The 21193-nt window shown below is 74.9% G+C and carries 9 protein-coding genes; all 9 read left to right on the top strand.

The window, feature by feature from the left end:
• Window positions 1–25 precede the first annotated feature (25 nt).
• The 9 genes from ACFWNV_RS11815 to ACFWNV_RS11775 all read left to right on the top strand — a co-directional run bounded on the left by ACFWNV_RS11815 (window position 26) and on the right by ACFWNV_RS11775 (window position 21095).
• The gene (locus ACFWNV_RS11815; protein WP_383944292.1) at window positions 26–1066 is read left to right on the top strand and encodes a TauD/TfdA family dioxygenase; all 1041 of its coding nucleotides are present in this window, start codon (window positions 26–28) and stop codon (window positions 1064–1066) included.
• A 5-nt stretch (window positions 1067–1071) separates the two neighbouring features.
• Window positions 1072–2946 (top strand): amino acid adenylation domain-containing protein, encoded by a 1875-nt coding sequence (locus ACFWNV_RS11810; protein ID WP_383944289.1) that lies wholly within the window; start codon window positions 1072–1074, stop codon window positions 2944–2946.
• Window positions 2947–2958: 12 nt separating this feature from the next.
• Complete coding sequence (locus ACFWNV_RS11805) at window positions 2959–8481, top strand: condensation domain-containing protein (RefSeq protein ID WP_383944287.1); 5523 nt, start codon at window positions 2959–2961, stop codon at window positions 8479–8481.
• Between the two features lie 777 nt (window positions 8482–9258).
• Window positions 9259–16470, top strand: a complete 7212-nt coding sequence (locus ACFWNV_RS11800; RefSeq protein ID WP_383944284.1) for an amino acid adenylation domain-containing protein — start codon at window positions 9259–9261, stop codon at window positions 16468–16470.
• Complete coding sequence (locus tag ACFWNV_RS11795) at window positions 16467–16673, top strand: MbtH family protein (protein WP_383944281.1); 207 nt, start codon at window positions 16467–16469, stop codon at window positions 16671–16673. The genes ACFWNV_RS11800 and ACFWNV_RS11795 overlap by 4 nt, the downstream gene beginning before the upstream one ends.
• A gap of 153 nt (window positions 16674–16826) precedes the next feature.
• Window positions 16827–17318, top strand: a complete 492-nt coding sequence (locus ACFWNV_RS11790; protein ID WP_383944278.1) for a cobalamin B12-binding domain-containing protein — start codon at window positions 16827–16829, stop codon at window positions 17316–17318.
• Entirely contained in the window at window positions 17315–18730 is a 1416-nt protein-coding gene (locus tag ACFWNV_RS11785) for a methylaspartate mutase (protein WP_383944275.1), read from the top strand. Before ACFWNV_RS11790 ends, ACFWNV_RS11785 begins: the two co-directional genes overlap by 4 nt.
• Window positions 18731–18795: 65 nt before the next feature.
• Window positions 18796–19779 carry an asparagine synthetase A gene (locus ACFWNV_RS11780; RefSeq protein ID WP_383944273.1) on the top strand — a complete coding sequence of 328 codons (984 nt, stop codon included), beginning with the start codon at window positions 18796–18798 and terminating at the stop codon, window positions 19777–19779.
• A 5-nt stretch (window positions 19780–19784) separates the two neighbouring features.
• Window positions 19785–21095 carry a glutamate synthase-related protein gene (locus ACFWNV_RS11775; protein WP_383944412.1) on the top strand — a complete coding sequence of 437 codons (1311 nt, stop codon included), beginning with the start codon at window positions 19785–19787 and terminating at the stop codon, window positions 21093–21095.
• The last annotated feature ends 98 nt before the right edge of the window (window positions 21096–21193 follow it).

Below are 21193 nucleotides of genomic sequence, written 5' to 3'. Positions count from 1 at the left end.
CTCCGCGCCCCCTTAAGGACTTTCCATGACCACGTTCGCAGACGCCCCGGCCGACACCGGTATCCGCCCGATCCGCGAGGCGGGCAAGCCCGTCGTCGTCCAGACCCCGGCCGGCGCCGACCTGGAGACGGCCGTCGCCTGGCTGAACGCCCACCGCGGCGACATCCAGGCCGAGTTGCACCGTTCGGGTGCGGTCCTCCTGCGCGGGCTGCCGGTCTCGGACGCGGCGAGCTTCGCCGCCGCCCGCGACGCGCTGATCCAGCAGCGCGCCGGCTACAAGGAGAAGGCGACCCCGCGCACCGACTTCGGCGAGGGCGTCTTCTCCTCCACCGACCTGCCGGCCGTGCAGCCGATCCGGCTCCACAACGAGAACAGCTACACCCTCGACTTCCCCGGCGTGCTGCTGTTCGGCTGCGTGATCGCCCCCGAGGAGGGCGGCGCCACCACGGTCGGTGACATGCGGGAGGCGCTGCGCCTGCTGCCGCCGGAGCTGGTGGAGCGGTTCGCCCGGGCCGGCTGGCTGCTCGTGCGCAACTACTCGGAGCTCGCGGGCCTGCCCTGGTACAAGACGTTCGCGACCGAGGACAAGGCCGTCGCGGAGGCCTACTGCGAGGAGAACACGGTCGGCTACGAATGGGTCGAGGAGGACGACTCGATGATCACCCGGCAGCGCCGGTCGGCGATCGTCACCCACCCCGCCACCGGCGAGCGGACCTGGTTCAACCACTTCGCCTTCTGGAACAGCCGCACCCTGGACCCCGACATCCGCGAGGTGCTCGTGGAGACGTACGGCGAGGACGGCCTGCCCTTCAACACCTACCTGGGCGACGGGACGCGCCTGACGGACGCCGAGGTCGACGCGATCAACGAGGTGTACGACCGCGTCACGGTCCGCGAGACCTGGCAGCAGGGCGACCTGATGCTCGTCGACAACATCCTGTGCGCCCACGGCCGCGAGGCCTACAAGGGCGACCGCAAGATCCTGGTCGCCATGGGAGAGCCGGTGGCCCTGGCCGACTGCGCCCCCGCCACCCAGCCGTCCACCACCGTTTTCGCCGGGGAGTGACCACCATGACCGCCGTGCTTCCCGAGCGTTCCCGTACCTCAGCGTCCCTGCCGGACGACACCCGGCGCACCGTCGCCGACCTCATGGACCGACTCGCGCTGGTCCCCGCCGCGCGGACCGCCGTCGTCGCGGCCGACCGCGAGCTGACCTTCGGCGCGCTGCGCGCCGAGGCCATGCGGATCGCCGCCCGCCTCACGGCCCGCGGCATCGGGCCCGAGAGCGTGGTCGCCCTCGCCCTGCCGCGCGGCGCCGGCCTCGTGGCCGCGCTGATCGGCACCCTGACCGCGGGCGCCGCCTACCTGCCGGTCGACCCGAAGCTGCCCGCCGAGCGGCGCCGCTACCTGGTCGAGGACTCCGGCGCCGACCTGGTCGTGACGGCCGGTACCGACTCCGAGCCGCTCGCCGCCGGTACCGAGCACCTGTCCCTGGCCGAACTGACCGCGCCGGACGGTGCCTCCGAGTCCGCGTACGCCCCGGTGGCCGTGTCCGCCGACACCCTCGCCTACGTGATCTACACCTCCGGTTCGACCGGCCGTCCCAAGGGCGTGGAGATCGGCCGGGCCGCCGCCTCGGCGCTGCTCGCCGAGCTGGAGGGCGCGGGGATCGCGGCCACCGAGGGCGGCCGGGTCGGCTGGAACGCCTCCCCCTCCTTCGACGCGTCCGTGCAGCAGTGGGTGCGCATCTGCCGCGGCGACACCCTGGTGATGATCGACGAGGAGACCCGCGCCGACCCGGCGCTGCTGGCCCGGTTCGTCGACGAACAGGCCCTGACCGACCTCGACATCACCCCCTCGCACGCCGAGCCGCTGCTGGACCTGCTGAGCGCGGACGGCGGGCCGCGCCCGCTGACGCTCCTCATCGGCGGGGAGGCGGTCGGCCCGGAGCTGTGGCGGCGCCTCGCGGCGAAGGGGGCGCAGGGCGTCCTGCGCACGGTGAACCTCTACGGGCCCACCGAGTGCACGGTGGACTCCACGGCCGGCTGGATCGACGGCGCCGACGAGCCGCACATCGGCAGCGTGCTGCCCGGACTGCGCATGCGGGTGCTCGACGAGCAGCTGAACCCGGTCGCCGAGGGCGGTAGCGGCGAGCTGTACCTGGCCGGCCCGCGCGTGGGCCGCGGCTACCGGCGCCGGCCCGCCCTGACGGCGGAGCGGTTCACCGCCGACTCGGGCGCGGACGCCGCGTACGGCGGGCGGATGTACCGCACGGGCGACCTCGTACGGCTGCTGCCCGAAGGCCGGCTGGGCTACCTGGGCCGGGCCGACGGGCAGGTCAAGCTGCGCGGGCACCGCATCGAGCTCCCGGAGATCGAGGCCGCGCTGACGGCGGTCGAGGGGGTCGCGGAGGCGGCCGTCGTGCTCCTCGACGAGGTGCACGGGGCGCCCGGGCTGGTGGCGTACTACCGCGCCGCGTCGGGCGGGGCCACCGGTGTCACCGAGGGCGCGCTGCGCGAGCACCTGGGGGCGGCGCTGCCCGCCTACATGCTCCCGGCGGCCTTCGTCGCGCTGGAGCGCTTCCCGACCACCACCAACGGCAAGCTGGACCGGGCCGCGCTGCCCGCCCCGGCCGCCGCCTCCCCCGGGCCCGTCCCGGCCGCCGAGGGCCTGACCCGGTCGCAGGAGCTGATCGCGGGCGTCTGGGCGGCGGTGCTCGGCGCCTCCCGCATCGGCCCCGACGACAACTTCTTCAAGCTGGGCGGCCATTCGCTCCTCGCCATCAAGCTGGTGTCGCGGGTCCGGGCCGAACTGGGCGTCGCCCTGCCGGTGAAGGCGGTCTACGCCAACCCGCGCCTGCGGGACCTCGCCTCCCACCTCGACACGCTCGTCGCGGCCACCGCCGGTGCCAGCGCCGACGCGGCCACCGCGCGCCAGGACAGTTAGGACAGTCAGGACATGACCGAGATCCCGTTGTCGTTCGCCCAGCGCCGGCTGTGGTTCCTGGGCCGGCTCCACGGACCGTCCGCCACCTACAACGCCCCCGTGGTCGTGCACTTGGACGCGGTGCCCGACACCGCGGCCCTCGGCGCCGCGCTGGCCGATGTGGTGGAGCGGCACGAGGTGCTGCGGACCGTGCTGCCGGCCGGGGCCGACGCGGAGCCGTACCAGCGGGTGCTGGCGGCCGCCGCGGTACCCGGGCTCACCACGGGAGACTGCTCGCCCGGTGAACTGGACGCCGCCGTCGCCGCGTTCACCCGGCAGGCGATCGACATCACCGCCGAACCGCCGCTGCGCGCCCGGCTGCTGCTCCCGGGCGACGGGACCTCGGTACTCGTCCTGCTCATCCACCACGTGGCCACCGACGGATGGTCCGTACGCCCCCTGCTGCGCGACCTCGCCGAGGCCTACGGGGACCGCCTCGCGGGCCGGGCACCGGACCGGGAGCCGCTGCCGGTCCAGTACGCGGACTACAGCCAGTGGCAGCACGAGCTGCTCGGCGACCCCGCCGACCCGGACAGCCTCGCCCACGAGCAGCTGGCGCACTGGCGGGAGGTCCTGGCCGGCGCTCCGCAGGTCATCGCCCTGCCCGCCGACCGGCCGCGCCCGGCGGAACCGTCGGGCCGGGGCGCCACCGTGACCTCCCGGCTGGACGCGGCCGGCCACCGCGGGCTGCTTGCCCTGGCCCGCGGCCACCGGGCGAGCCTGACCATGGCGGCGCGCGCCGCGCTGGCGGCGGCGCTGTCGGCCGCCGGGGCGGGCGAGGACGTCGTGATCGGTGCGCCCGTCGCGGGGCGGCCCGACGAGGACCTGTACGACCTGGTCGGCTTCTTCGTCAACTCCCTTGCCCTGCGGACGGATCTGTCGGGCGATCCCTCGGTCGGCGCGCTGCTGGGACGGGTACGGGACGCCGATCTGGCCGCGTACGAGCACCAGGAGCTTCCCTTCGACCTGCTGGTGGAACGGCTCGCACCGGAACGGGCCCTGGGCCACCACCCCTTCTTCCAGACGATGTTGACGGTGGACGCGGGCGCCGGGTCGTCCGAGCCGGTGGAACTGGCCGGCGGGATCCGCGGACGGCTGGAGGATGTCGGCCTGGACGCGGCCAAGTTCGACCTCACCTGGTACTGCGCGGAGCGGTACACCGCGGACGGCGCCCCCGACGGGATCGAGCTCGCCCTCCAGTACGCGGTGGACCTCTTCGACGAGGAGACGGCGCGGCTGCTCCTGGAGGTGTACGCACGGGCCCTGGGCGCGTTCGCCGCCGCGGCGCAGGACCCGGACCGGCTCCTCGGCGAGCTGGACCTGGTGACGGCCGGGGAATCCCGGGCACTGGCCGCCCGGCACGCGGCGGCTGCCCCGGACGCGGCCGCTCCGGCTTCGGCCGGGCCGGTGCGCCGCGACGTCCTGTCGCCGCGCGAGGAGATCCTGTGCGGACTGTTCGCGGAGGTGCTGGGCCGCGAGACCCAGGGCGCCGACGCCAACTTCTTCAAATCGGGGGGCCATTCGCTGCTGGCGAGCAAGCTGGTCAACCGGATCCGGGGCGCGCTCGGCCTGGAGCTCGGCATCCGCGACCTGTTCCTGGCCCCGACCCCGACCGCGCTGCACCGGCGTCTCGCCGAACTGGGCGGCGCGGCCACGAGCAGGCCGGCGCTGACGGCCGCGGCGGACCGGCCGGAGCGGCTCCCGCTGTCGGCGGCGCAGCGGGCGCTGTGGCTGCTGGACCGGATCGAGGGGCCTTCCGCGACGTACAACGCGCCGCTGGTGCTGCGGCTGGCGGAGGTCCCGGACCGGGTGGCGCTCACGGCAGCGCTGGGTGACGTGGTGGGGCGGCACGAGGTGCTGCGCACCGTGTACGGCTCCGAGGGCGGCGAACCGTACCAGCGGGTGGTCGGCGTGGCCGGGGCCTCCGGCCTGGAGACCTCCGGGCTGGAGGTGACGCGGTGCGCCCCGCAGGACCTGGAGGGGCTGGTCGCCGGCTTCGGCCGGGAGCCCTTCGACCTCGCGGTGCGGCCGCCTCTGCGGGCCCGGCTCTTCCTTCCGGGGGACGGCGCCGCGGTACTGGTGCTGCTGGTCCACCACATCGCGACCGACGGGTGGTCGATCGCCCCGCTGCTGCGGGACCTGGGCGAGGCCTACGAGGCCCGGCGCACGGGCCGGGCACCCGCCTGGCGGGCGCTGCCGGTGCAGTACGCCGACTACGCCCTGTGGCAGCGCGAGCTGCTGGCGGATCCGGCGGGGCTGCTCGGCTTCTGGAAGACGGCACTGGACGGCATGCCGTCCCGTACCCCCCTGCCGACGGACCGGCCCCGGCCGGCCGAGCCCTCGGGGCGGGCGGTGACGGTGTCGGCCGGGCTGGACGCCGGGGCGCACCGCGCGCTGCTCTCCCTGGCGCGCGGGCACCGGGCCAGCCTGTTCATGGTGGCCCGCTCCGCCCTGGCTGCGGCCCTGTCCGCGGCCGGGGCCGGGGAGGACCTGGCGATCGGCACCCCGGTGGCGGGCCGGCCCGACCAGGACCTGCACGATCTGGTGGGCTGCTTCGTCAACTCCCTGGTGCTGCGCACCGATCTGTCCGGTGACCCTACGGTCGGCGCGTTCGTCGAGCGGGTACGGGACGCTGACCTGGCCGCCTTCGACCACCAGGACCTGCCCTTCGACGTGCTGGTGGAGCAGCTCGCCGAGCCGGGCCGGGCCCTGGGCGAACACCCCTTCTTCCAGGTGATGCTGACGGTGCAGGAGGCCGCGGACGACACCGTGCGGCTCGGCGGGGTCCGGGGGCGGGCGACGAGCACGGACCTCGGCGCCGCCAAGTTCGACCTGTCCTTCCACTGCGCCGCACGGCGGGGTGCGGACGGCGCGCCCGGCGGACTGGACGTGCACGTGCAGTACGCCGAGGACCTCTTCGACGAGGAGACGGCGCGGCTGCTGCTGGCGGTGTACGTACGGGCGCTGCGCGCGTTCGCGGACTCGGCGCAGACCCGGCTGGGCGCGCTGGAGCTGGTGACGGCCGAGGAGGGTACGGGGCTCGCCCGGCGCCGGGAGCGCCTCGCCGCGGCGGCGGCTGCTACGGCTGCTGCTGCTGCTACGGCTGCGGCTGCGCACGGGCCGACGGCTGCGGCGCCCGTGGCGCTCTCGCCCCGGGAGGAGATCCTCTGCGGGCTCTTCGCCGAGGTGCTGGGGCGCGAGCGGATCGCCGCCGACGCCAACTTCTTCAAATCGGGCGGGCATTCACTGCTCGCCAGCAAGCTCGTCAACCGGATCCGGGCGGTGCTCGGGGTCGAGGCGGGCATCCGCGACCTGTTCCTGGCGCCCACGGCCACGGCCCTGCACCGGCGGCTCGCCGCGGCGGGCCCGGCCGGCGCCCGGCCCGCCCTGGAGCCCGTGGAGCGGCGGCCCGAGCGGCTTCCGCTGTCGTACGCGCAGCGCCGGCTGTGGTTCACCGACCAGCTGGAGGGCCCCTCCCCCGCCTACAACATCGCCCTGGTGCGGCGCCTGGACCGGCCGCTGGACCCGGCGGCGCTCGCCGACGCCCTGGCCGACGTGGTGTCCCGGCACGAGGTGCTGCGCACGGTGTACGGGGCCGAGGGCGGCGAACCGTACCAGCGGGTGCTGGAGCGGGCCCGGCCGCAGCTGGAGCTGGCCCGACCGCAGGACGTCGGCGCCGCCGTGGACGAGGCGGCGGGGCACGTCTTCGACCTGACCCGCGATCTCCCGCTGCGGGCCTGGCTGTTCCTGCCGGACGGGGAGGGTCCGCAGACACTGGTCCTGCTGCTGCACCACATCGCGGCCGATGGCTGGTCCACGGGGCCCCTGCTGGCCGATCTGGCCGCCGCGTACGAGGCCCGGCTCGCCGGCCGGTCCCCCGGCACGCCGCCGCTTCCGGTGCAGTACGCCGACTACACGCTGTGGCAGCGGGAGCTGCTCGCCGACGCCCGGCCCCAACTGGACTTCTGGCAGCGGACCCTGGCCGGCCTGCCCCCGCTGATCGACCTGCCGGCGGACCGGCACCGGCCCGCCGAGCCCTCCGGGCGCGGAGCCCTCACCGGTTTCGCGGTGTCCCCGGACACCCATGGCCGGCTCCTGCGCCTCGCCCACGCCCAGGGCGCCACGCTCTTCATGGTGGTGCAGGCGGCTCTCGCCGCGGCCTTCACCCGGCTCGGAGCGGGCACGGACCTCGCGCTCGGCACGACGGTGGCCGGGCGCGGCGACGACGCCCTGTCCGGACTGGTCGGCTTCTTCGTCAACACCCTTGTCCTGCGCACCGACACCGACGGCGACCCGACCTTCGGGGAGCTGCTCGGGCGGGTCCGGGAGGCGGGCCTGGCCGCGTACGCGCACCAGGAGCTGCCCTTCGACCTGCTCGTGGAGCACGTGAACCCGCTCCGGTCCGCGGCCCACCATCCGCTGGTGCAGGTGATGCTCCAGGTCAACCGGGCGGACGCGGCCGCGAACGCCCTCACGGCCGGCGGGCCGCTGGCGGGCAGGGAGCTGCCGTACGGGTCGGCGACGGCGAAGGCCGACCTGACCTTCGCCCTGACGGAACAGGCCGAAGGCGGCCTCTCGGGCGTCCTGGAGTACGCCACCGACCTGTACGGGGAGGCCGGCGCCGAGCGCCTGGCCGGGCTGCTCGTCGCGGCACTGGAGCTGTTCGGCGCCGACCCGGGCCGCCGGATCGGCGACCTCCCGGCGCCGGCCGACCGGCGGGGTGCGCGGCCGCTGGCCGGCGGCTACCGGATCGACGTGGAACACGTCGCCGCGGTGCTCGCGGAGCACCCGGCGGTGGCCGGGGCGCGGGTCCGCGTGGTGGAGGACCGCCTCGTCGCGGAGGTACTGGACCGGGAGGACCCGGCCGGCCCGCTGTCCGAGCCGGCCCTGCAGGAGTGGGCGGCGGAGCGGCTGCCGGAGTACGCGGTCCCCTCGACGGTACGCCTCCTCGCGGGGGCGGCACCGGAACAGGAGGCGGCACGACCCGCTGCCGGGTCCGCGGCGCAGGCTCAGGGCGCGGCCCGGACCTCCGCCGGGGCCACGAGCCGGTCCCAGGACCCGACCGGGACCTCGGACCGGTCCCAGGACCCGACCGGGACCTCGGACCGGTCCCAGGACCCGACCGGGGCCGCCAGCGCGGCGCCCTCACCGGGCGGCGATGACCGGCGCAGTGACGACCAGCGCGGTGACGACCGGCGTGCTGACGACCGGCTGGCGCCGGCGCTGTTGCGGCTGTTCGCGGAGGTGCTGGAACGGGGGCAGCTCGGCCCGGACGACAACTTCTTCAAGTCCGGCGGGCATTCCCTGCTGGCGGTCCGGCTGGTCAACCGGATCAAGGCGGAGCTGGGCCGGGAGCTGACCCTGCGCGAGGTGTTCCGGCACCCGACCCCGGCCCGGCTGGCGGCGCTGCTGGCGTCCGCGCCCCCGGTCCCGCCGACCCCGCCGCCGGCCCTGCGCCGCCGCACCCGCGCGGGCTCCCGGGTCCGCCAGCCGTAGCGGCGCCGTAGGGCGCCCCTGCCCGACACGCGCCCTGTATGACGCAGAGGTCCTCCCCGGCAGTCTGCCTGGGAGGACCTCTGCGTCATGGGGGGCAAGCTCCCGAGCGGCTCAACAACGACCCGGGCCAGGGCCGTTCCGGTCCGGGCCAGGGCCGTTCCGGTCCGGGCCAGGGCCGTTCCGGTCCGGGTCCGGTCCGGGCCCGGCCTGTGCTCCGCTGCGCGGGGCTGAGTCCCCTACCCGCCCTTCCACCGTTCCCCGGGCTCCGCCCGGACCCCTGTTGCCGCGCGCGGCGCCGTTCCCCGGTGGCCGGCCGGGGACCGGCCCGGTGCACGAGCCGAGGTCGCCGTCGACGCACCGGATCGCACACCGGAGGTGCACGCCCCCGGGATCCGCGTCCCGAAGCCGCCGGAGGCGCACGCACACCCCGGGATTCAGGTCCCGAAACCGCCGGAGGCACACGCACACCCCGGGATTCAGGTCCCGAAACCGCCGGAGGCACACGCACACCCCAGGGATTCACGTCCCGAAACCGCCGGAGGCACACGCACACCCCAGGGATTCACGTCCCGAAACCGCCGGAGGCACACGCACACCCCCGGATCCGCGTCCCGAAGCCGCCGGAGGCACACGTACGCCCCCGGGGACCGGCAGTTCGGAGCGGCAGAAGGGGGCCGGGGAGCTGCCGCGGGGACTGCCCGGTGGGGTGGGGTGCGGTGTCTAGCTTGGGGGCACGGACTCCGCTCCGCATCCATTCCCCCGCCTGGAGGCTCCGCGATGCCCTCGACCGCCCCCACCGCCTCCGCCGTCCTGGACGGCGGCCCGGCGATCACCCCGGCGCCCCGCGTGCTCGACCGGATCGACGCCCGGGTCGCCGACGGCGCCGAGCGGCTCGCCCTGGTGCACGGCGAGCGCCGGATGACGTACGGGCAGCTCGCCCTCGCCGTGGCGTTCCGTGCCGAGGAGCTGGCCGCCGAGGGTGCCGGGCCCGGCCGGCTGGTGGCCGTGCACCGGCCGCGCGGGATCGACGCGGTGGTGGGGCTGCTGGCCGCCCTGCGGACCGGCGCCGCCTACCTGCCGCTGGACCCCGGCGCCCCGGCCGCCCGTACGGCCGCCATCCTGGCGGACTGCGCCGGGCAGGAAGTCCGGCCGCCGCACGGCGAGTTCGCCCTCCCCGGCCCCGGTGTCCCCGAGGACACCGCGTACGTGATCTACACCTCCGGTTCGACGGGAACCCCCAACGGGGTGGTGGTCGGGCAGGACGCCCTGGCCCACTTCACGGCCGGGGCGACGGTCCGCTACGGCATCACCGCCGAGGACCGGGTCCTGCAGTTCGCGCCGCTGCACTTCGACGCGAGCGTCGAGGAGGTGTTCCTGACCCTGGGCGCCGGCGCCACCCTGGTGCTGCGCGACGAGGAGATGCTGGACGTGCCCGGGCTGCTGGCGGGGTGCACCGCGCACGGCGTGACCGTACTGGACCTCCCCACGGCCTACTGGCACGAGCTGGCCCACGCCCTCGACGCGGGCATCGCCGAACTCCCTTCCACGGTACGCACGGTGGTCATCGGGGGCGAGGCCGCACTGCCCGAGCGGGTGGCCCAGTGGTGCCGGGCCGTGGATCCGGACCGGGTGCGGCTGCTGAACACGTACGGCCCGACCGAGGCCACGGTCGTCGCCACCGTCGCCGACCTCTCCCGGCACCCGGGCGGCCCGGTGCCGATCGGCGAGCCGCTTCCGGGGGTCCGCGCGGCCGTCGTGGACGGTGAGCTGTGGCTGCTCGGCGGAGGGCTGGCCCACGGATACCTGGGCCGGCCGGAGCTGACCGGGGGGCGCTTCGCGGCCCTGGGCGGCGAGCGCGCGTACCGGACCGGTGACGTGGTGTTCGTACGGGAGGACGGGCAGCTCGGGTTCCGGGGACGGGCCGACGACGAGGTCAAGATCAACGGTCACCGGGTGGACCCGGCGTCCGTCGAGTCGGTGCTCACCGCCCACCCGGGGGTCCGCGAGGCCGCCGTCGTGCCGCAGGAGACCGCGGACGGCGTGAAGCGGCTGGCCGCCTTCGTCGTCGCGGATCCGGAGGTGGAAGCCGACGCGCTACGCGCCCGGGTACGGGCCCAACTGCCTGCCGCTGCCGTGCCGTCGGTCATGACGCTGGTGGAGGCCCTGCCCCGTACCTCCTCCGGAAAGATCGACCGCAAGCTACTGCGCACCGCGCCCCCCGCGGGCCGGTCCGGCGCCGAATCGGTGTTCGACGGGCCGGTGCTGCCCGCCGAGGACCGGATCCCGCTGTCCTTCGCGCAGCGCCGGCTGTGGTTCCTCGCCGGACTGGAGGGCCCCTCGACCACGTACAACCTCCCGCTGGTGCTGCGCCTGGACACCGTCCCCGACCGGGAGGCGCTGGCCGCGGCCCTCGGCGACGTTGTGGAGCGCCACGAGGTGCTGCGCACGGTGTACCCGGCCGTGGATTCCGAGCCGTACCAGCACGTCCTGGAGCCGCTGCCGGTCCCGCTCGGGGTACGGGAGTGCGTGCCGGGCGAACTCGACGCCCTGGTGGCCCGGTTCACCGCCGGAACCTTCGACCTGTCCTGCGAACTCCCCATCCGTGCTCGGCTGTTCACCACCGGCGACGGCGGAGCCACCCTCGCCCTGCTGACCCACCACATCGCCACCGACGGCTGGTCGGTACGGCCGCTGCTGCGCGACCTGGGCGAGGCGTACGCGGCGCGGCTGGCCGGCGCCGCACCCCAACGGGAGCCGCTGCCGGTGCAGTACGCCGACTACACCCTGTGGCAGCACGAGCTCCTGGAGGACCCGTCCGCACTGCTGGACCACTGGCGGGCCGCCCTGGACGGGATGCCGACCGTACTGGACCTGCCCGCCGACCGCCCCCGCCCGGCCGAGCCGACCGGTCGGGGCGCGAGCCTCACGGCGCGGCTGGACGCGGACGCGCTGCGGCGGCTCACCGCGCTCGGCGCGGAGCGGGGCGCCAGCCTCCTGATGGTCCTCCAGCCGGCCCTGGCCCAAGCGTTGGCCGCCGTCGGCGCGGGAACGGACATCGCGATCGGCACCCCGGTCGCGGGCCGCGGCGACGAGGCGCTCGACGCCCTCGTGGGCTTCTTCGTGAACACCCTGGTGCTGCGCACCGACGTATCGGGCGACGTGCCGTACGCGGAGCTCGTGGACCGGGCCCGGGACGCCGACCTGGCCGCCTACGCCCACCAGGAGCTGCCCTTCGACCTGCTGGTGGAACACCTCGCCCCGGAGCGCGCGCTCGCCGTCAACCCGTTCTTCCAGGTGATGCTGACCGCCCAGGAGCCGGAGCCGGACGCCCCGGCGGAGAGCGCGCAGACCACCGAGGGAGCGCAGACCCCGGAGCCGTCCGGCCCGCTCACCGGCCGGTTCGTGGAAACGGGCCTGGAGGCGGCCAAGTTCGACCTCAGCGCCGCCTGCGTGGCCACCGCGGACGGCGGGCTGGAGGTGTGGTGGCAGTACGCGGAGGACCTCTTCGACGAGGAGACCGCGCGGCTGCTGCTGGACGTGTTCGTACGGGCCCTGGCCCGGGCGGCCGCCGACCCCGACGGGCCGCCCTCCGCCGGCCCGCTGCTCGACGAGGCGGAGCTGCGCGGGCTCGCCGAACGCCGGGCCCGCGTCGCCCTCGCCCTTGCGGCGCAGGCCGAGGCGGAGGCGGTGCGCGCGGCGCAGGCCCCGTCCGCCGGGGGCTCCGCCGCCGAGGGGGTGCTCTGCACGCTGTTCGCCGAGGTCATCGGCATCGACCGGGTGGCCCCGGACGACAACTTCTTCTCGGTCGGCGGCCATTCCATGATGGGTGTCCGGCTGGTCAACCGGATCCGCGCGGTCCTCGGCCTGGAGGCCCGGATCCGCGACCTGTTCCTCGCCCCGACCCCGGCCGGGCTGGCCCTGCGCCTCACCCGGGACGGCGCGGGCGCCGGACGGGCGCCCCTGGTCCCGGTGGCTGCCGCCGACCGGCCCGATCTGGTCCCGCTGTCGTACGCGCAGCGCCGGCTGTGGTTCGTCGACCAGCTGGAGGGCCCGAGCCGCTCCTACACCATCCCCTTCGCCCTGCGCCTGGACCGGCCGCTGGACCCGGCGGTGCTGGCCGAGGCCCTCGCCGACGTGGCCGGCCGGCACGAGGTGCTGCGGACCGTGTACCCGGCGGTGGACGGGCAGCCGTACCAGCGCGTGCTGGAGTCGGCGCGGCCGGTGCTGGAGCAGCTCGCGGCTCCGCCCGGCGGGCTGGACGCGGCCGTCGACGCGGCGGCCGGACACGTCTTCGACCTGGCGGCCGAACTCCCCTTCCGGGCCGCGCTGATCGATTCCGCGGACGCGGACGGGTACGCGGACGGGTACGCGGTCGGGTACGCGGACGGGTACGAAAGCGGCGGAGGGCAGGTGCTCGTCCTGCTCGTGCACCACATCGCTGCCGACGGCTGGTCGACGGGCCCGCTGCTGGCCGATCTGGCCACGGCGTACGCGGCCCGGCAGGACGGGCGGGCCCCCGGCTGGCGGCCGCTGCCCGTGCAGTACACGGACTACACCCTGTGGGAGCGGACGGCCCTCGACGGCGAGGCCGCCGCCGGGCACGTCGCCCACTGGAAGCAGGCCCTGGCCGGCGCACCCCCGGTGCTGGAGCTGACGGCGGCCCGCACCCGGCCCGCGGAGGCCACGCACCGGGGTGCGGCGACCCCGCTCGCCCTGGACGCAGGGACGCACGCCCGGCTGGAGCGGCTCGCCCTGGAGCACGGGGCCAGCGTGTTCATGGTGGTCCAGGCGGCCCTGGCGGCCACCCTGACCCGGCACGGAGCCGGCACCGACCTGCCGCTGGGCACGGTCGTGGCGGGGCGCGACGACGAGGCGCTGAACGACCTGGTCGGCTTCTTCGTCAACACGCTGGTGCTGCGCTGCGACACCTCCGGCGACCCCCGGTTCGCGGAGCTCCTGGAGCGGGTCAAGGAGACGGACCTCTCCGCGTACGCACACCAGGACCTCCCCTTCGACCTGGTGGTGGAGCAGCTGAACCCGGCGCGCTCCACCGCCCACCACCCCCTGGTGCAGGTCGTGGTGCAGGTCCATCCCGCGGAGCCGCCGGCGGAGGCGGACGCGGTGCTGGCCGGAACCCCGCTGGGGACGGCCTCCGGGTTCACGAAGTTCGACCTGACCGTGTCGCTGCGCGAGACGCGCACGGCGGACGGGGCCCCGGGCGGGCTGGAGGGCGTACTGGAGTATGCGACGGACCTCTACGACGAGGGGACCGCGGCCCAGCTGGCCGCGCACCTGGCCCGCACGCTGCGGGCGGTCGCCGAGGACCCGGGGCAGCGCATCGGGGACATCGCCCTGCTCTCGGCCGAGGAGGAGTTCCGCCTGGTCACCGAGTACAACGACACGGCGACCCCGCGGGCGGCCTGCGGGCTGGTCCACGAGCGGTTCGCCGCCCAGGCCCGGCGCACCCCGGACCGGATCGCGGTCTCGTACGAGGAGGAGACCCTGACCTACGCGGCCCTCGACGCCCGCGCCAACGCCCTCGCGCACCGGCTGCTGGCGGCGGGCGTGGCCCGGGACGGGGCGGTCGGAGTCCTGATGGACCGCACGCCGGAGCTGCTGGTGGCGGCGCTCGCCGTGCTCAAGTGCGGGGCCGCCTACGTACCGCTGGACCCGCGGCTGCCCGACGTACGGGTGCGCATGGTCATGGAGGACGTGGCGGCGCGGGTGCTGCTGACGCAGGAGTCGCACCGCGAGCGGCCCGCCGTGCTCCAGGAGGCGGCGGCCGGTATCCGGGTGCTGACCGCGGACCCCGCGCAGGACGGGGGCGCCGGCGCTTCGGGCACGGGCGTCACGGACGGCGGAGAGCAGGGCGATCCCGGGATCGCCGTCGGCGAGGACGCCCTGATGTACGTGATGTTCACCTCCGGCTCCACGGGCCGCCCCAAGGGCGTCGGAGTCACCCACCGCAACGTGGTGGAACTGGTCACCGACCGCTGCTGGAACCTCGCCAACCACCGCCGGATGCTGGTCCATTCGGCGATCGGCTTCGACGCCTCGACCTACGAGCTGTGGGTGCCGCTGCTGAACGGCGGACAGCTGGTCATCGCCCCCGGAGACGGCACAGACGTCGCCGAACTCGACCACACGGTCCGCACCTACGGCGTGACCGCGGCCTACTTCACCATGGGCCTCTTCCACATCATGGCCGACGAGGGCCTGGACACCCTCAAGCTCCTCGACGAGGTCTGGACCGGCGGTGACGTGGCCTCCCCGAGCGCCCTCCAGCGGGTCCTGGACCACTGCCCCGACACCGTGCTCGTGCACTCCTACGGACCGACCGAGACCACCTTCGCCTCGCACCAGCAGCGGATCCCGGCGGGACGGCGCACGCTCCCCGGCGTGTTCCTGGGCGCGGCCCTGGACAACACCCGGATCCACGTCCTCGACGAGCGGCTGCGGCCGGTCCCCATCGGGGTGGCCGGCGAGATGTACATCGCGGGCACCCAGGTGGCCCGCGGGTACCTGGGCCGGCCGGGACTGACGGCCGAGCGGTTCGTCGCCGACCCGTTCGGCGCGGACGGCGGCCGGATGTACCGCACGGGCGACCTCGTGCACTGGACCCCCGAGGGCGAACTGCGCTTCGTGGGGCGGGCCGACGGCCAGATCAAACTGCGCGGCTTCCGGATCGAGCCCGGGGAGATCGAATCGACCCTGGCCCGCCACCCCGGCGTCGGACAGGTCGCGGTGGTCGTGTTCGAGGACGGCCCGGGCGGCAAGCGGCTCGTCGCCTACGCCGTACCGCGCGCCGGCCACGGGCTCACGGTCGAGGGGCTGTTGCGCTGGGCGGCGGAGGAACTCCCCGAGCACATGGTCCCGTCGGCGGCCGTGCTGCTCGACTCGATCCCGCTGACCGTCAACGGCAAGCCGGACCGCAAGGCCCTGCCCGCGCCCGCCCTCGCCGCACGCCCTTCGGGGCGGCCCCCGCGCAACCCGCGCGAGGAGATCCTGTGCGCCCTGTTCGCCGAGGTCCTGGGCGTGGAGGGGGTGGGCATCGACGACAACTTCTTCGGCCTGGGCGGGCATTCGCTGCTCGGCGTGCGCCTGGTGAGCCGGATGCGGACCGTGCTCGGGCTGGAGCGCGGGGTGCGCGACCTGTTCCGCACCCCGACGGTCGCGGGCCTGCTGGGTGACGAGCCCAGCGGTTTCGACCCGATGGGCGTGGTGCTGCCGCTGAGCACCCGCGGGGCGCGGCCGCCGCTGTTCTGCATCCATCCCGGCACCGGGGTCGGCTGGCCGTACGCGGGCCTGGCCCAGCACCTGGGGCCGGACCAGCCGCTGTACGCGATCCAGGCGCGGGCCTTGAGCGAGCTGGGGCACTCCCCCGCCTCGGTGGAGGAGATGGTCGCGGACTACCTCCCGCTGATCCGGGAGGTCCAGCCGCAGGGCCCGTACCGCTTCCTGGGCTGGTCCTTCGGCGGCACGGTCGCCCACGCCCTCGCCGTGCGCCTGGCGGAGCTCGGGGAGCGCACCGAGCTGCTGGCGATGATGGACGTCCACCTGCTGCCCACCGAGCCGGTACGGCGCCACATGACCCCGGCGCAGAAGCGGGACATGCTGGTCGGCGACGCCACGGACGAGCCGGCCGACGCACCGTTCGACGTGGACGCGCTGATCGGTCTGGTACGGCTGAAGGACCCGGTGCTCGGGGCCTTCTCGGACGGGGAGATCCGGTCCGTGATCGGGGCCTCCATCAACCACGCCGAAATCATGAACCTGTACGACCCGCGCCCGGTGGCCACCGACATGCTGTTCCTGGCGGCCATCGAGGACGGGGAAACAGAAAACACCCTCGCGCAGCACTGGATTCCCTATGTGGAAGGCAGTGTCGAGAATCACATCATCGGGGTCCCGCACACCAGAATGGGCGAACCCGAACCGCTTGCACTCATCGGCCGTATTCTTTCCGAGAAACTGAGGAGCCTGTCATGACCAATCCTTTCGACGACACCGAGGGCACGTTCCACGTCGTGGTCAACGCCGAGGGGCAGCACGCCCTGTGGCCCGTCTTCGCCGAGGTTCCCGCAGGCTGGGACGTGGTCTGGGGCGCCGGCCCGCGGGCGGACGCGCTCGCCTACGTGGAGGAGAACTGGACGGACATCCGCCCCAAGAGCCTGGTCGCCCAGTACGTCTGAGCCCTTGAGAACAGTTCAGGAAAACCGTGTCCCGCACCGCGGGGCACGGTTTTTCGCTGTCTACTAAATCGCCTCTTCCGGCATTTCTGATTTCCCTCATACTGCCGCTCCAACTTCCCCTCGACGAGGCCGTCGCTTCCTATATTTCTCCGTATGCGACGACGGAATGTGAACATCCTTCTCACGGGTACGGCTTCGGATTCCCACACATGGAACCTGGTCTATCTGCAGCTGCTCCTGGAGGAGCTCGGGCACCCGGTCACCAATCTGGGTCCTTGTGTGACGGACGAGCTCCTGACCGCCGCCTGCGCGGCCGAGGAGCCCGGTCTCGTGGTCATCAGCAGTGTCAACGGGCACGGCTACCGGGACGGGCTGAGCGCCGTGCGCGCCGTCCGCCGGGGCGGCCTGACCGTTCCCGTCGTCATCGGCGGGAAGCTCGGCGTGGCCGGCGAGGCCGACCCGGAACAGCGCACGCGGCTCCTCGACGCGGGCTGCGACGCCGTCTTCGACGACGGTGACGTCGGCGCCCTGAAGTCCTTCATCGCCGCCCTCGGACAGGGTTCACGGACCGCCCGGCACCTCGTGCCGCGGGCGGCCCCGCGGGCCGCCGCCGGACAGGCGGCCGCCCGGCAGGCCGTCGCATGACCGCCGCCACGCTCGCCGCACCGAACGTGGCCGCCGCGTCCTCCCCTTCGCCGCCCCCGGCCCCTTCGCCTTCATCTCCTTCATCGGCTTCCCCGGCCTCCTTCGGCGCGTTCGTCGCGGACGCCGCCGCGTCCGGTCAGCTCGTCGTCCAGCCGCGGATGGGCTTCGGCGATCCGCGCCGGATGCGGGCCGGCCTGGAGCGGACCAAGGCCGCCGTGGCCACCACCGTCGGCACCCTCACCATCGACAGCTACACCCGGGTCGGCGACCACGCCGCGGCGCGGGACGCCCTCGCCGAGGGCACCCCGCTCAACGGCTACCCGATCGCCACCCACTCCGCCGAGCTCACCCGCACGCTCCTCGCGGGCGTGTTCGACGCCGGGTTCCCCGTCCAGGTACGGCACGGCTCCTCGCGGCCGGAGGCGATCGTCCGGGCGCTCGCCGCCGCCGGGCTCGACGCCACGGAGGGCGGACCGGTCTCGTACTGCCTGCCCTACGGACGCACCCCGCTCGCCGAGTCCGTGGAGAACTGGGCCCGTTGCTGCGAACTGCTCGCCTCGCTCGTCCAGGCCCCGCGGGTGGCGCACGTGGAGAGCTTCGGCGGCTGCATGCTCGGCCAGCTCTGCCCTCCCGGACTTCTGGTCGCCATCAGCCTGCTGGAGGGCCTGTTCTTCACCCGGCACGGCATCCGCAGCGTGTCCCTGAGCTACGCGCAGCAGACCGACCCCGCCCAGGACGCGGAGGCGGTACGGGCCCTGCGCCGGCTGGCCGCCGAGTTCCTGCCCCCGGACGTCGACCGGCACGTCGTCCTCTACACCTACATGGGCGTCTTCCCGCACACCGAGCGCGGCGCCACCCGGCTCCTGGAGGCCTCGGCCCGGCTGGCCGTGACCTCGGGGGCGCAGCGGCTGATCGTCAAGACGGCCGCCGAGGCACACCGGATCCCCACCGTGCTGGAGAACGTCCGCGCCCTGGAGACGGCCGCGGCGACGGCGGCGCTGACCGGGCCCCCGCGCGAGGCGGCGGATCCGGCCGACAGCGAGGTGTACCGGGAGGCCCGGGCCTTCGTGGAGGCCGTGCTCGAACTCGGCGAGGACCTCGGGAAGGCCCTGCGCACCGCTTTCGCCCGGGGAGTCCTGGACGTCCCGTACTGCCTGCACCCCGACAACGCCGGTCGCTCGCGCAGCTTCATCGACGCGGGCGGGCGGCTGCGGTGGTCCGCGACCGGCGCCATGCCGGTCACCCCCCATCCGGTGCCGGGCGGGCCGGGGCCGGCCTCCGCCCGGGCCATGACCTCGGACGGGCTGCTGGCGGCGCTCGGCCGGGTGGCCTCGCAGTACGACGGCCCGCCTACACCCGGGGCCGGAGGCGGGGCCCGGGCGGGCTCCCGCCCGGCCCGGACCCCCGCCTGATCCGCTCCCACCACGACCCCACCACTCGACCGGCACACCGACCACCACCACGAACAGGAAGCGACATGGACCTCTCGACCCCTCCCCCGCTGGGCGAGCACCTGCGGTCGCCGCAGCTGCGGTCCGCGATGCTCGTCCAGCAGGAAGTCCTCCACGCGGCACGGCAGTTCCTGCGCGGCGAGGGCTTCGTGGAGCTGCTGCCGCCGCTGGTGGGCCCGGTCACCGATCCGGGCGGGCGCGGCGCGAAGGCGCTGGACGTCGACTACTACGGGCAGCCGTACAAGTTGATGACGAGCGCGATCCTCTACAAGCAGGCTTCCCTGAAGGGCTTTCCGCGCCTCTTCTACATCGCCCCGAACGTCCGCGTGGAGCCCCCGGAGACCGCGGGCACGGGCCGCCACCTGGTGGAGTTCCACCAGATCGACGTGGAGCTGGCGGGCGGCAGCCGGGCCGACGCGCAGGAGATCGCGGCCGGCCTGCTGACCGGTGTGGTCGACCACGTGTGGACGGCCGTCCCCGAGCTGCTGCGCGAACTGGGCCGGGAGGAGCTGGACTTCGCCGAGCTGCGGTCCGGGAAGTTCGACTCCTGCACGCACGAGGAGGCGGTGGCCCGGCTGATCGGGCAGGGCCACCCGCAGAGTCCGGACGCGGAGATCGACTGGGAGGGCGAGAAGGTGCTCTCCCTGGAGGCCGACCGGCCGTTCTTCATCGAGGACTACCCGAAGGGATCACGCGGCTTCTACGACCGCGAGGACCCCGAACGCCCCGGCGTACTGCGGAACTTCGACCTGATCGCGCACGGTGGATTCGGCGAGCTGGTCAGCGGCAGCGAGCGGGAGTCGGGCTACGCGGCGATCGTGACCCGGATGCGGGAGAGCGGCGAGAACCCGGCGAAGTACGCGTGGTACCTGGAGCTGGCCCGCGAGGGCATCGAGCCCAGCGCCGGCTTCGGCATGGGACTGCAGCGCCTGGTGCGCTACCTGACCGGGCTCGACGCCCTCTGGCAGGTCAGCGCCTACCCGAAGCTGCCGGGGGTGATCGCACCGTGAGCGCACTGGGCACACTGGGCGCGCCGGGCTTCCCGGAGCGGGCGGTACGGGCCAGGGCCCGGGCGGGCACGGCCGAGGTGTTTCCGGCGGCGGACGCCTACGGGGCGGAGCTCTTCGGGTCCGAGGCCGACGGGTCCGGGAACGGGTACCCGGCAGGCGCCGGCGACGCGCTGGACGCGCTGCGGATCGTGCCGCCGGTGTTCATGCCGCGGCGGCTGGAGAAGCTGATCGACCTGGGCCGCGAGCCCTCGTACGAGGACGTGGACCTGGACACGTCGATCGGCGGTTTCACGGCCCGACTGCCGCTGTACCTCTCCGCGTTCGGCTCCACGCGGGCCGGCAGCGGTGACCTCGGGGTGGCGGCAGGCCGGCAGGCGGCCCGGCTCGGGATCCCGATGGTGATCGGCGAGAACATGGTGCCGGTGCACGGCTACGTCCGCGGCGGCGACGGCGGGGCCACCCGCTCGGCCCTGCTCGAACGGGTCGCCGCCTACGCGGAGTCCGTCCCGGACGGGGTCGGCGGCGTCGTCGTCCAGCAGTCCACCGAGGACGCCGACTCCGAGGTCTGGAACCTCCTCTACAGCGACCCGGGGACCCGGCCGCTGCGCGACTCCGGCCGGCTCGGCTTCGAACTCAAGGTGGGCCAGGGCGCCAAGCCCGGACTCGGCGGGATGACGGTGGTGGGCGCGGCCGAAGCCGAACGGCTGGCCGGGCGGTTCGCCGTACGGGACCTGCTGGGCGAGGCCGAAGGCAGGCGGCTGCGGTGCGCGACGCCCGGCACCTTCACCGAGGAGATCGTCCGCCAGCAGCTGCGGTTCATGCGGAACAACTTCCCGCTGGCCCGCACCTGGGTGAAGTTCCACCCGGGCCGGGACATCGCGGCGGCCACCGCCACCGCGTGGGCGGCGGGCGCCGACGCGGTCACGGTGGACGGCGCCGAGGGCGGCACCGGCTGGGCGCCGCGGGTGTTCCTGGACCAGGTGGGGCTGCCGCTCGGGGAGTGCCTGCGCCGGATCGGCCGGCCGGGCGGTGACCTGCTCGCCACGGGCCGGATCTGGGAGGGCGGCCGGGCGGTCCGGGCCCTGGCCCTGGGCGCGACCGCGGTGGGCCTGGGCCGGGCGGCGCTGCTGGCGGTGGACGAGGACCCGGAGGCGGGCCTGGTCCGGCTGGTCGAGGCCCTGGCACTGGAGGTGCGGCTGCTGGTCAGCGCCCTCGGGAAGTACCGCGTCGCCGATCTGGACCCGGCGGACCTGTGGTCCCCGGACGCCCCGGTGCCGGGGGCCGTGCCGGCCGTCCCGCTCGGGAGCCCGTCATGAGGGCGCGCGGGCCCGCCGGGCCGGGCGGCCCCGCCGTCGCCGGACCGGTACCCGGAATCGGCCGCCGGGACGGGTGAGGAGCCCCAGGAGACGGGCAC

It is taken from the genome of Streptomyces sp. NPDC058401, assembly GCF_042722885.1.
Lineage (GTDB): Bacteria > Actinomycetota > Actinomycetes > Streptomycetales > Streptomycetaceae > Streptomyces.
Note: the sequence above shows the minus strand (reverse complement) of the source record. Positions and strands in the feature narration are given on the sequence as shown.